Here is a 12,159-nt window from a genome sequence, read left to right as displayed (position 1 = left end):
GCGTTAGCGCAAAGTGTGAAGCGGTTTTCCGAACAGATCATGCTCAAAAGGGAGCTGAAGCGCGACGATCTCATTGCGCTTAGTTGTGAGTGCGTAGGCCGGAGTTATCCGGTTATAAAAGACGGCCAAGGAGGAAACGGACATGGCACGTGTTGCATTGGTGACGGGCGGAACGCGCGGTATTGGAGCTGCGATCAGCAAGGCGCTGAAAGCGGCGGGCTACAAGGTGGCGGCAAGCTACGCCGGCAATGACGCCGCGGCGGAGAAGTTCAAGGCGGAGAGCGGGATTCCCGTCTACAAGTGGGACGTCTCGTCGTTCGACGCCTGCGCGGCCGGCGTGAAGCAGGTCGAGGCCGATCTCGGCCCGGTTGACGTGCTCGTCAACAATGCCGGCATCACCAAGGACACCGCATTCCACAAGATGACGCTCGAGCAATGGAATGCCGTGATCAACACCAACCTCGGCTCGCTGTTCAACATGACGCGCCAGGTGATCGAGGGCATGCGGGCCCGCAAGTTCGGCCGCGTCATCTCGATCTCCTCGATCAACGGCCAGAAGGGCCAGTTCGGCCAGGTCAACTACTCCGCGGCGAAGGCCGGCGACATCGGCTTCACCAAGGCCTTAGCGCTGGAGAACGCCAAGGGCGGCATCACCGTCAACGTGATCTGCCCGGGCTACATTAACACCGAGATGGTGCAGGCGGTGCCGAAGGATGTGCTCGAGAAGAACGTGATCCCGCAGATTCCGGTCAACAGGCTCGGCGAGCCCGAAGAGATCGCGCGCGCCGTGGTCTTCCTCGCGGCCGACGATGCCGGCTTCATCACCGGCTCGACGCTGACCGTGAACGGCGGCCAGTATCACGCCTGACGCGGGAAGCGTCGTCGCGTCGCAGGCGCTAATCAAGTCGTAATGCCCGGCCTTGTGCCGGGCATTTTCGTCGCTACAACCGCGGGGCGCGAAGCAAGGACATGGCCGGCGCGGCCACGACAGATTGAATTGAAATGACGACCCGAACTGCCACCCTTGTCGGACTGACCGCCATCCTGATGTGGTCGCTGCTGTCGGTCATGACGGTTGCGACCGGGACGATCCCGGCGTTCCAACTCGCTGCCATGACATTTGCGATCGGCGCGATGGTCGCGTTCGCAAGCTTCCTGTTGCGTCCGGCCGCGTTCGGCGCGTTGAAGCAGCCGCTGGTCGCCTGGGTTGTCGGCGTCGGCGGGCTGTTCGGCTATCACGCGCTGTATTTCCTCGCGCTGCGCTTCGCGCCGCCGGCCGAGGCCGGTCTGCTCAACTATCTCTGGCCGCTGCTGATCGTGCAGTTCTCGTCGCTGCTGCCGGGCGAGCGGCTTGCGATCCATCACATCGTCGGCGCGCTGCTTGGCCTTGCCGGCACCGTGCTGCTGTTCGCCGGCAACACCGGCGCCTTCACAAGTGCGCAGATTCCAGGCTTTGTGGCGGCGTTTGTCGCGGCGTTCGTGTGGGCGGCCTATTCGGTGATGTCGCGGCGGCTCAAGGCGGTGCCGACAGATGCGGTGGCGGGTTTCTGCCTTGCGACGGCGGTGCTCGCAGCAGCCGTGCACGTGATGGTGGAGACCACGGTGTGGCCCGCGACGCCGCTGCAATGGCTCGCCGTCGTGGCGCTCGGCATCGGTCCGGTGGGCGCGGCATTCTTCGCCTGGGACATCGGCATGAAGCGCGGCGACATCCGCGTGCTCGGCGCCGCGTCCTACGCCACGCCGCTGCTCTCGACCGCGTTCCTGATTGCAGCGGGCTTTGCCAAGTCCAGCGCCAACATCGCCATCGCCGCGATCCTGATCGCCGGCGGCGGGCTGATCGCGGCGAAAGACATGGTGTTGAGGAAGAGAACGTAAGCGTAGGATGGGTAGAGCGAAGCGAAACCCATCAACTTTGGTCCGCGTGGCAAGATGATGGGTTTCGCTTCGCTCTACCCATCCTACAAGGCTCCTACTGTTTCACCGTCACCCTGAGGAGGCCGCAACGCGGCCGTCTCGAAGGGTCGACGGCCACCAGCGGGGCCGATTCATCCTTCGAGGCTCGCCCAGCGGCGCAATTGCGCCGCAAGGCTCGCACCTCAGGATGACGGGGGCGAAGCCGGCTCCCAGCCCTTCGGTGCCAGCTCGAACTTCGAAAACTCGAATCCCGGCGCGACGGTGCAGCCGACCAGCGTCCAGTCGCCGCTGCTTTCCGCGGCCTGCCAGGCGCCAACAGGCACGATTGCCTGTGGCTGTTCGCCGCGCGCGACATCCGGCCCGAGCGTGACCAGCTGCTGTGAGCCGCCGTCCTGTGCGATCTTCAGCGTCAGCGGTGCGCCCGCGTAATAGTGCCACATCTCGACGGCGTCGATGCGGTGCCAGTGCGAGCGCTCGCCGCGCGCGAGCAGGAAATAGATCGCGGTCGAATGCGCGCGTCCGTCGGCATCAGTGCGCTCGTCGCGAAACGTCTCGCGATAATGGCCGCCTTCGGGATGCGGCTTGAGCGCGAGCCGCGCGATGATGTCGGCAGCCGAGAGGTCGGCCATCACGACTTGTTCTTGCGCTCGCGGAGCTCGCCGAACACCAGCGCCGGGTCGGCGCCCTTCATGTGCAGCTTGGCCGCGACCGCAGGTTCGTCGGCGCGCAGGAACACGTTGGCCTTCTTCTCGTCGCCGAGCAGCACGGGAATCGTCGGCTTGTTCTCGGCGCGCAGTTTCGTGACTTCCTCGGCGCGCGCCTGCAGATGCGGATTGTCGGCCTCGATGGTGAGCGCGAACTTCACGTTGGAGGCAGTGTATTCATGGCCGCAATACAGACGAAAATCGTCCGGCAGCGAACGCAGCTTCAAAAGCGAATCCCACATCATCGGATAGGTGCCTTCGAACACCCGGCCGCAGCCGATTGAGAACAGCGTGTCGGCGGCGAACACCGCTTTCTCGCTGTCGAACACGTAGGAGATGTGGTCGAGCGTATGGCCGGGCGTTTCCACCACGCGGGCCAAGAGGCTGCCGACCTTGATGACGTCGGCATTGGCGGCGCGCAGGTCGACATTGGCGATCTTCGCCGAGTGGTCGTGCGGCGCGACGACGCGGCAGCCGTATTTCTGCTTCAGCTCGGCGACGCCGCCGACATGGTCGCCATGGTGATGGGTGATCAGGATGTCGGTCAGCGTCCAGCCTTCGCGCTCCAGCGCCTTGATGATCGGGCCGGCCTCCGGTGCGTCGATCGACGCCGTCGCCTTGGTGGCGGGATCGTGGATCAGGTACCCGAAATTGTCGGTGAGGCAACTGAAGGTGCGAATTTCGGCGGTCATGATATCTCCACGAACAAACGGGTCGGACACTTCAGAGCATGATCTTATCGAAAAACCGGTGGCCACTTTTTCGGATCATGCTCTTAACGCGCCCAATATAGGTGTGAAATATGGCGTTAACGCTCCGGCGGCAACGCAATTTTCCGCGCACCCCGGCGTCAGGGGGCATGGTAGGCTAGCGATCATGGACGTCATCGACCTCCGCGACTTCTATTCGCAGCGCCTCGGCATCGTGGCGCGGCAGCTGATCAACCGCGGCATCCGTGCACGCTGGCCGAACGCGGAAGGCCAGCGCGTGCTCGGGCTCGGCTATCCGACACCCTACCTCGGCCTGTTCCGCGATACCTGCGAGCGCTGCATTGCCTTCATGCCGGCGGCCCAGGGCGTGCTGAAATGGCCGACCGGCCGGCCGGCGCTGGCGACCCTGATCGACGAATTCTCGATGCCGCTGCCGGATGCCGCGGTCGACCGCGTGCTGCTGGTGCATGCGCTCGAGATGTCCGACGATCCCGAGCGGCTGCTGCGCGAGGTGTGGCGGGTGCTGTCGCCGTCGGGGCGACTGATCGCGATCATCCCGAACCGCCGCGGCGTCTGGACGCGCACCGATGCCACGCCGTTCGGTCATGGCCGGCCCTATTCGCGGGCGCAGATCACCCAGCTGTTGCGGCAGACCTGGTTCACACCAGCGTCATGGGGCGAGGCGCTGTTCATGCCGCCGGTGCAGGGCAGCTGGTTCCTGCGCTCGGCGATGGCGTGGGAGCGTGTCGGCGCGGCGCTGTCGATGCCGTTCGCCGGCGTGCATATCGTTGAAGCGAGCAAGCAGGTCTATCGCGCGATCCCGGCGCGCCGCGAGCGCACACAGCTGATCCCGTCATTGCGGCCGGTGCTGGTGCCGTCCTCGACGGCGACGCGCAAATCCAGTCACTCGGAATAGTAAGACGACGCAGCCGTGACGCGGATCATTCACCCTCCCCTGGAGGGGGAGGGTCGTTGCGCATGAAGCGTAGCGAAATGCGTAACGGGGTGGGGTGATCTCTCCGCGCGGGCACTACCCGTGTTGAGAGATCACCCCACCCCGTCTCACATTCGCTGCGCTCATGTGAGCCGACCCTCCCCCTCCAGGGGAGGGTGGCTGCGCGGTCCGTTACTCGTTGCCTGGATTGAAGTCGTCGCCGCTCGGCGCGGGCTGCGCTGCCATGTCGGGGCGCGGACCGTGCGGACGGCGGCGGCGGCGCGGGAAACGCTCGCTGCGCTCACCGCGTTCGGCAGCACCGCCATTGTTGCCTTCATAGGCGCCACCGTTGACCTGCGGCTGCGCGCCGCCGGTGATGAACGAGGGCAGGCGATCGACGCCGCCGGCATCGGCCATCGCGGGCTGCGGCTGGTTCTGCGGTTGCGGCTGATATTGCGGCTGCGGACGATGCTCGCGTTCGCGGTGTTCACGCGGCTGCTGCTGGTCACGCTCGCGGTGCTCGCGCGGCTGCTGCTGCTGCTCGCGCTGATACGGCTGCTGGCCGTTGTCGCGCATGAAGGGTTGCTGCTGCTGCGGCACGAAGCCCGGCTCCTGGCCGAAGCTCGAGTAACCGTCGCTGTCGTCGTCCCCGTCCTCGGTCGCGACCGGTTCGGCGTCGGGGCGCGGCTGCTGCTGATTCTGCCGGAACTGCTCCTGTGCGGCCGCGATGATCCGGTAATAGTGCTCGGCGTGCTGGTAGTAGTTTTCGGCTGCCACCGGATCGCCGGAGGAGCGTGCATCGCGCGCGAGCTGGACGTATTTCTCGGCAACGTGGGAGGCCGTGCCGCGGATCTTGATGTCGGGTCCGTTCGATTCGTACACCCGTGTCAGGGGATTCTGGCCGCGCCGGTTATTGTTGTTATTATTGTTGTTGTTATTCCGGTTGCGCATCCGCTTGTTGTTCTGACCGTTTCTCATCTGTCGCCTTTTATTCCAGCCCTGAAGTTATTGCAGTCCACAGTCCGATTTCTCAGAAGTCCGATTCCCAGAAAGTCCGATTCGCCGCGCGCCGAGGCGCACGGAATCGCAATACCGTTCGAAGTGGCTTCGATGTCGCTGACCATCTCGTTCAGCAAAGTCGCGTTCAGCAAATACGCGTTCCCCAACCGCCGGCAAAACCCGCCAGCGACCAAATCATTCGGCCCGTCGAGACAGGCCCAGTTCTCGTGCGTAAGTCTTCAAGCGCAATAACAGGCTTTCGTTCGCTTGGCGGTCAGAGCAGCACAGCTTCGGCTATTGCGCTCAATGAGACCTGCGTTCCTGGAACCTTTCGATCGGCGGGCTCTGCTGAACCCTGGTCATCACCCGTAATGGTTTACGGGGCCAGCACCGATGTTGTGCCCGGAACGTAGTCGTTCCCCGGGGATATTCCAAGAGGTTTTTTTGCGTTCCAATAGGACTTTATCGGGGCAGCCGGCGGGCTGAAACCGCCCTCGGAACGCCCCCGAGATCGGCTTTCGGCAGGCCCGTTGGGGATAACCCGGAAGCCGTCATCAGCGCTTCAACGTCGCCGCTTTGGCCCTGTCCGATTTCCACAACCAGAAATCCGCCTGAGGTCAAAAGACACGCAGATTGCGAAATCAGCGCGCGGTAGGCGTCGAGCCCGTCGGCGCCGCCGTCGAGTGCCGCGCGCGGATCGTGCGCGCGCACCTCGATGTCGAGGCCGGCGATGTCGGCCGAGGGGATGTAGGGCGGATTGGACACGATCAGGTCGAACGTGCCGATCAGTCCGCTGGCATAGTCGCACTGGATCCACGTGATGCGATCCGCGAGCCCGAGCTCTTTGGCGTTCCGGCTCGCGGTCTCAAGCGCCTCCGCCGAAATGTCGGTGGCGAAGCCGTGCGCGTGGCGCAGTTCCGAGAGCAGCGCCAGCAGGATCGCGCCGGAGCCGGTGCCGAGATCGGCGATCCGCAATGCGCGGTCAGCTGCGCCATCGGCCCGCAGCAGTTCGAGCGCGCGCTCGACCACGGTCTCGGTGTCGGGGCGCGGCACCAGCGTCGCAGCGGAGAGATGCAGCGGCAGTCCCCAAAACTCCTTGATGCCGAGAATGCGCGCGACCGGCTCGCCGGCGAGGCGGCGCCGCGCGAGGGCCTCCAGGCGGTCCGCTTCGTTCTTCGTCAGCGTGCGTCTGGCGCCGGTGATCATGCCGGTCAGATCGAGCCCCAGCGCGGCGCCGGCCAGCAGCCGCGCGTCGAGCTCGGCATCGTCACCGCTGACGTCCCTGAGGCGCGCGGCGAGCGCGCGCCGGGCGCTCTCGACGGTCTGGCTGCCATGTTCAGCTGCGGTGCTCATTGCGCGTTGTTAGCCGATGGTCGATGCGGCGTCGATATGACTTGCGCCGCGCGTTGCCCGCGCGCACGGTCGACGTTTCAAATGATCGATCCGGAACGTGTGACCATGACGGGATATGACGACCAGAACATCTTCGCAAAAATCCTCCGCGGCGAGATCCCGAGCTTCAAGGTTGATGAGACCGACCGGACCTTTGCGTTTCTCGACATCATGCCGCGCTCGCCGGGACATACGCTGGTGATTCCGAAGGCGCCCGCGCGCGGTATCCTCGACATCGCGGACGACGACCTTGCCGCGGTGGCGCGGACGGCCAAGCGGATCGCCGTCGCCGCGATGAGGGCGCTCTCCGCCGACGGCATCATCATCCAGCAGTTCAGCGAGCCCGCCAGCGGGCAGGTCGTCTTCCACCTGCACATGCATGTGATGCCGGTGAAGGAAGGTGTCGCGCTGCTGCCGGCGCAGACCCGCAAGGAGGAGATGGACGTGCTCGCCGATCACGCCAGACGCATGATCACGGCGCTGGCAGGCTGAACGCGTCCATGACGAGATTGGATAGAAAGGCAGTCGCGGAAGCGGTGCGCTCCTTCCCCCGCAAGCGCACATTGCGGGCGAGGGCGCTTACATGATTTCGGAATATTGGAAATATATCCTTGATTTGCCCGACGAGTCAAGCCGCCTTGTCGAGCGCCGGCAGCCGCCTCTCCTTTGCATGGGGTTGTTTTCGATATTTTGGCCGCACGCCTGTGGTGGCGGGTTCGCTCTACACCCCGAGATACCGTTGCAGCACGTCGGGCTGCGCCTTGGTCTCCTGCGCCGGCCCTTCATGGACGATGTGTCCGTTGTTGATGATGTAGATGCGCTGCGCCAGCGTCACGGCGGAGCGAAATCACCGAGGCGCTGGAGAAGTCGATCCGCCGCCGGAGCCCGCGGATTCCGGTTGCGTTCCAGATCGTGCTCCTGAAGATATTGAGCTCGAGCTACGATCACTGGCCGCAGCCGTGATCTTGCCGTATCGCGCGGTGCGACAGTCAAACCGTTGAAAACATGCGTGCAAAGCCGGCCGGTAGGATGGTCCGGCCGGCGTGGGCTTGCTAGCGTCGCATAGGCTTCTGCCGTCCGGCGGAGCGAACCAGCGACGGGACGACGGAATGCCTCGGGCCAAGCAGCGACGAACGCCAGGCGCGACCACGAAACGGAACGCGGTGGCCGCGACGGTGGACTACCGGGCGCTGGCGCAGTTTCGCTTCGAGCTGCGGACGTTTCTCGCGTTCAGCGAGGAGGGGGCCCGCAAGGCCGGGCTGACGCCGCAGCAGCATCAGGCGCTGCTCGGGATCAAGGGCTTCGTCGAGCCCGGCCCTCCGAGCATCGGCGATATCGCCCGCTTCCTGCTGATACGGCACCACTCCGCCGTCGAATTGATGAATCGCATGGCCAAGCTCGGGCTGATCAGCCGGGTCACCGATCCCGTGGACGGCAGGCGGGTTCAGCTCAAGCTGACGGCGAAGGGCGAGCAGAAGCTGCAGGCCATCTCGAAGAAGAACATCGAGGAGCTCCGCCGCGCCGCGAGCCCGGCCTTGCGCCGCTTGCTGAGATCCTCACCACAGCCCGGCGAGCCGTAAGCGGCGTCGCGCGTTAGAGCGTTTTCGAGCGAAGTGGATACCGGTTCGCGTGAAGAAAACGCGTCAAGACAAAAACCTAGAGCCCCGTTCCGATTCCATCGGAACGGGAAGGCTCTAGGCCGCCGCGCCCTGCGCAGCGAGCTGCGCGGCCTGGTGCTCGGTGGTCAGCGCATCGATCAGTTCGCCGAGCGCCTCGCCCGCGACCACCTGCGGCAGCTTGTAGAGCGTCAGGTTGATGCGGTGGTCGGTGACTCTCCCTTGCGGGAAATTATAGGTGCGGATGCGTTCCGAGCGGTCGCCGGAGCCGACCTTCTCCTTGCGGTCGGCGGAGCGCGCGGCCTCGACGCGCTGGCGCTCGGCGTCATAGATGCGCGAGCGCAGGATGTTCATCGCCGACGCCCGGTTTTTGTGCTGCGAGCGGCTGTCCTGCATCGTCACCACGATGCCGGTCGGCAGATGGGTGATGCGGATCGCGGACTCGGTCTTGTTGACGTGCTGGCCCCCGGCGCCGCCGGCGCGCATGGTCTCGATCCGCAAATCCGTGTCCTTGATGTCGACGTCGACGTCCTCGACTTCGGGCAGCACGGCGACGGTTGCGGCCGAGGTGTGGATGCGGCCCTGCGTCTCGGTGTCGGGCACGCGCTGCACCCGGTGCACGCCGGACTCGAATTTCAGCTTGGCGAAGGCGCCGCGGCCCTGCACCTCGGCGATGATTTCCTTGTAGCCGCCGACGGTGCCCTCGCTCGCCGAGATCACCTCGACCTTCCAGCCCTGCAAGGCCGCGAAGCGCTCATACATCCGGAACAGGTCGCCGGCGAACAGCGAGGCCTCGTCGCCGCCGGTGCCGGCGCGAATTTCCAGCATCACGTTGCGGTCGTCCATCGCATCCTTGGGCAGCAGCGCGATCCGGATCTGCTGCTCGAGCTCGCCGATCCGCGCCTGCAGCGTTTCCAGCTCGGCTTCCGCCATGCTGCGCATCTCGGGATCGGTTCCCGCGTCCGCCAGCAACGCCTCGGTATCGGCGAGTTCGGTGCGGGCAGAGCGATAGAGCTTCACCGCATCGATCAGCGGATTGAGCTCAGCGAGCTCGCGCGTGATCGCAACGTAGCGATCGGACTTCACCTCGCCGAGCAGCTCGGCCTCGAGCGAGGCGTGATGGGCGAGCAGGACGTCGAGTTTGGCTTCGGGTAGCATGGCGGTATCTCGAATTTGCGGAAAGCGCGAAGGGGTGGCGGAGGCGACGGCAGCGTCGCTACAAGGCCAGCCCCTCGGTTTCGGCAAACTTCGTCAGCGCCTCGCGGATCGAGACGCTGCCGACCGGCGCGTCGAGCAGCGGATTGATCATCGCCTCCGCCTTCCTGGCGTCGAGGTCGAGGATCATCGCCTTGACCGGGCCATGCGCGGTCGCCGACAGCGACAGCGAGCGATAGCCGAGCGCAATCAGCGCCAGCGCGCCGATCGGCTTCGAGGCCATCTCGCCGCACAGCGAGGCGGCCTTCTTCGCGCTCTTGGCCTTGCGCACGATGTCGCGCAGCGCGCGCAGGATCGGCGCCGACAGGATGTCGAAGCGCTCGGAGACCTTGGCATTGCCGCGGTCGACCGCAAACAGGAACTGGAACAGGTCGTTGGAGCCGACCGAGACGAAGTCGACCTTCTTCAGGAGTTCGTCGAGCTGGTAGAGCAGCGCCGGCACCTCGACCATGGTGCCGATATCGATCCGCTCGGGCAGCGAATGGCCGTGCTGGCGCAGATAGGTCAGTTCGCGCTCGACGATCGCCTTGGCCTGATCGAATTCGGCGATGTCGGAGATCATCGGGAACATGATCTTCAGCGCGCGGCCGCCGCCGGCGCGCAGCAGCGCGCGGATCTGGCCGCGCAGCAGGCCGGGACGGTCGAGGCCGAGCCGGATCGCGCGCCAGCCGAGCGCGGGATTTTCCTCGACCACGGTCTCCATATAGGGCAGCGCCTTGTCGCCGCCGATATCGAGCGTGCGGAAGGTGACGGGCTTGGAGCCGGCGGCGTCGAGCACGGTGCGATACAGCGCCAGCTGGTCGCTCGAGCGCGGCAGGTTCGGGCTCACCATGAACTGCAGTTCGGTGCGGAACAGGCCGATGCCGGCGCTGCCGGTATCGTCGATATGCGGCAGGTCGATGGTCAGGCCGGCATTGATCAAAAGCTCGATCGGCTGGCCGTCCTTGGTCACGCAGGCCTTGTCGCGCAGCGCCGAATATTGCGCCTGCCGCCGCGCCCGGAATCGGACGCGTTCGGCGTAGGCGGATTCGATCTCGGTGGAGGGACGGACATAGATCTCGCCGGAGATGCCGTCGACGATGATGGCATCGCCGGGATCGGCGATGCCGGGCGCGTTCGGCACCTCGCCGACCGCAGGAATGCCGAGCGCGCGCGCCACGATCGAGACGTGGGAGTTCGCGGTGCCTTCCTCCAGCACCAGGCCGCGCAGCCGCTTGCGGTCATAGTCGAGCAGCGCCGCGGGGCCCATCGCGCGGGCGATCAGGATGGCGTTGTCAGGCAGCTGCTCGCGCGACGGCGCATGGTCCTGACCGACCAGTTGCCGCATCAGGCGATGACCGAGATCCTCGAGGTCGTGCAACCGGTCGCGCAGATACGGATCGGTCGAGCGCAGCATGCGCGCGCGGGTGTCGGACTGCACGCGCTCGACGGCGGCTTCCGCGGTGAGGCCGGTGGCGACCGCCTCGTGCAGCTTGTGCGACCAGCCTTGGTCGTTGGCGAACATGCGGTAGGCTTCGAGCACCTCGCGGTGCTCGCCGCCGTCGGCGACGTCGCCGCGCTCCAGCATGCGGTCGAGGTCGGCGCGCAGATTGGCGAGCGCGGTGTCGAGCCGCTTGACCTCCTTCGGCAGGTCCTCGGCGATGTAGTTGGTGATGACGACGCGTGGCTCGTGCAGCACGACATGGCCGAGCGCGATGCCGTCGGAGAGCACTGCACCGGTCTTGTGCAGCGAGTGCCGCGCGGCGGGCTCGGCACCGGGCTGCGCCAGCGCGGCAAGCTCGCCGGAGGCGATCATCTCCGCCAGCACCATGGCGGTGGTCTGCAGCGCCTCGACCTCTTCCTCGACGTAGGTGCGCTTGGCGCGGTTCTGCACCACAAGCACGCCGAGCGTGTTGCCGGCGCGCAGGATCGGCACGCCGAGGAACGAGTGGTAGGCCTCTTCGCCGGTCTCCGGGCGGTAGGCGAAGGCCGGATGGCTTTGCGCGTCGGACAGATTGAGCGGCGTCGCCTCGCTGGCGACGAGGCCGACCAGGCCCTCATGCGCGCTCAGCACGGTGCGGTGCACGGCGTCGCGGTTCAGACCTTCGGTGGCGTAGAGTTCGAGGGTGTTGTCGATGCGCAGCACGTAGCAGGAGCAGACCTCGGCCACCATGTTGGCCGCGATCAGCACCACGATCTTGTCGAGGCGCTCCTGGGCGGAGACTTGCTCCGCCATGGTTTCGCGGAGCCGTCTCAACAGGATGCGTGGGCCTCCCGACGCGCTCCGCATATGCTTCAGTCCCTCCCCACGAGGCCGGCGCACCGGGCCGGTCGGCCGCTGGCGCAAAACTCGTCAAAAACAACAAATTTAGTCATTCGGTGTCGCCGCTTGCGCCAGTTCCCGCCGATTCGGGATCACTAAAACTGTGCCACAGTTTGCGACAGCCTACCTGACTGGCCGTATAGCCAATCGAGCTTGCTTTGCCAAGCAAAACGCCTGCCAGTAGCAAATAACGTCTGCGTCAGCCCAATGCTGCGCCCGCTAAGAGAAATTCTAACTCCGGGGCGGTGGTGGAGAGCCGCCTTCCCTTCTCCCCTTGTGGGAGAAGGTGGCTCGCATCGACAGATGCGAGACGGATGAGGGGGTCTCTATCCGCGGAGGCAGACCCCTCACCCCCGCTTCGCTCGCGCGAAGC

11 protein-coding genes and 1 pseudogene are annotated in these 12,159 nt (G+C 65.5%); 5 read left to right on the top strand and 7 right to left on the bottom strand.

Annotation, left to right across the window (positions count from 1 at the left end):
- The first annotated feature begins 142 nt into the window (after positions 1–142).
- Both phbB and yddG read left to right on the top strand, forming a co-directional pair.
- Positions 143–868 carry an acetoacetyl-CoA reductase gene (gene phbB / locus AKN84_RS39860; RefSeq protein WP_050425845.1) on the top strand — a complete coding sequence of 242 codons (726 nt, stop codon included), beginning with the start codon at positions 143–145 and terminating at the stop codon, positions 866–868.
- 134 nt (positions 869–1,002) lie between these two features.
- A complete protein-coding gene (yddG, locus tag AKN84_RS39855; RefSeq protein WP_050425844.1) occupies positions 1,003–1,875 on the top strand; it encodes an aromatic amino acid exporter YddG in 873 nt (290 codons plus the stop codon).
- Between the two features lie 221 nt (positions 1,876–2,096).
- Here the strand turns inward: yddG and AKN84_RS39850 are convergent, their stop codons facing one another.
- Together AKN84_RS39850 and gloB are read right to left on the bottom strand one after the other, a co-directional pair.
- Positions 2,097–2,543 (bottom strand): cupin domain-containing protein, encoded by a 447-nt coding sequence (locus tag AKN84_RS39850; RefSeq protein WP_050425843.1) that lies wholly within the window; start codon positions 2,541–2,543, stop codon positions 2,097–2,099.
- Entirely contained in the window at positions 2,543–3,310 is a 768-nt protein-coding gene (gene gloB / locus AKN84_RS39845) for a hydroxyacylglutathione hydrolase (protein ID WP_050425842.1), read from the bottom strand. The genes AKN84_RS39850 and gloB overlap by 1 nt, the downstream gene beginning before the upstream one ends.
- Positions 3,311–3,494: 184 nt before the next feature.
- Here gloB and AKN84_RS39840 point away from each other — a divergent pair, with 184 nt between their 5' ends.
- Positions 3,495–4,244 (top strand): class I SAM-dependent methyltransferase, encoded by a 750-nt coding sequence (locus AKN84_RS39840; RefSeq protein ID WP_050425841.1) that lies wholly within the window; start codon positions 3,495–3,497, stop codon positions 4,242–4,244.
- 210 nt (positions 4,245–4,454) lie between these two features.
- Here AKN84_RS39840 and AKN84_RS39835 read toward each other — a convergent pair whose 3' ends face one another.
- Positions 4,455–5,240: a DUF4167 domain-containing protein gene (locus tag AKN84_RS39835; RefSeq protein ID WP_050425840.1), complete on the bottom strand. Its 786-nt coding sequence runs from the start codon at positions 5,238–5,240 to the stop codon at positions 4,455–4,457.
- Positions 5,241–5,723: 483 nt separating this feature from the next.
- Positions 5,724–6,614 (bottom strand): peptide chain release factor N(5)-glutamine methyltransferase, encoded by an 891-nt coding sequence (prmC, locus tag AKN84_RS39825; RefSeq protein ID WP_050425838.1) that lies wholly within the window; start codon positions 6,612–6,614, stop codon positions 5,724–5,726.
- Positions 6,615–6,719: 105 nt separating this feature from the next.
- Between prmC and AKN84_RS39820 the strand changes: the two genes are divergently transcribed.
- Positions 6,720–7,145, top strand: a complete 426-nt coding sequence (locus tag AKN84_RS39820; protein ID WP_050425857.1) for an HIT family protein — start codon at positions 6,720–6,722, stop codon at positions 7,143–7,145.
- Positions 7,146–7,374: 229 nt separating this feature from the next.
- Here the strand turns inward: AKN84_RS39820 and AKN84_RS50520 are convergent.
- Positions 7,375–7,482 (bottom strand): annotated as a pseudogene (locus AKN84_RS50520) (ABC transporter ATP-binding protein); the annotation flags it as partial.
- A 280-nt stretch (positions 7,483–7,762) separates the two neighbouring features.
- Here AKN84_RS50520 and AKN84_RS39815 point away from each other — a divergent pair.
- Positions 7,763–8,233: a MarR family winged helix-turn-helix transcriptional regulator gene (locus AKN84_RS39815; RefSeq protein ID WP_050425837.1), complete on the top strand. Its 471-nt coding sequence runs from the start codon at positions 7,763–7,765 to the stop codon at positions 8,231–8,233.
- Between the two features lie 114 nt (positions 8,234–8,347).
- Here the strand turns inward: AKN84_RS39815 and prfA are convergent, their stop codons facing one another.
- Together prfA and ptsP are read right to left on the bottom strand one after the other, a co-directional pair.
- The gene (gene prfA, locus AKN84_RS39810) at positions 8,348–9,427 is read right to left on the bottom strand and encodes a peptide chain release factor 1 (protein WP_050425836.1); all 1,080 of its coding nucleotides are present in this window, start codon (positions 9,425–9,427) and stop codon (positions 8,348–8,350) included.
- A 58-nt stretch (positions 9,428–9,485) separates the two neighbouring features.
- Positions 9,486–11,753 (bottom strand): phosphoenolpyruvate--protein phosphotransferase, encoded by a 2,268-nt coding sequence (gene ptsP / locus AKN84_RS39805; RefSeq protein WP_050425835.1) that lies wholly within the window; start codon positions 11,751–11,753, stop codon positions 9,486–9,488.
- Between the last annotated feature and the right edge of the window lie 406 nt (positions 11,754–12,159).

Origin of the sequence: Bradyrhizobium tropiciagri (assembly GCF_001189845.1) — a bacterium.
Lineage (GTDB): Bacteria > Pseudomonadota > Alphaproteobacteria > Rhizobiales > Xanthobacteraceae > Bradyrhizobium > Bradyrhizobium tropiciagri.
The sequence above is the reverse complement of the archived record's forward strand: the minus strand, read 5'-3'. Positions and strand labels throughout refer to the sequence as shown.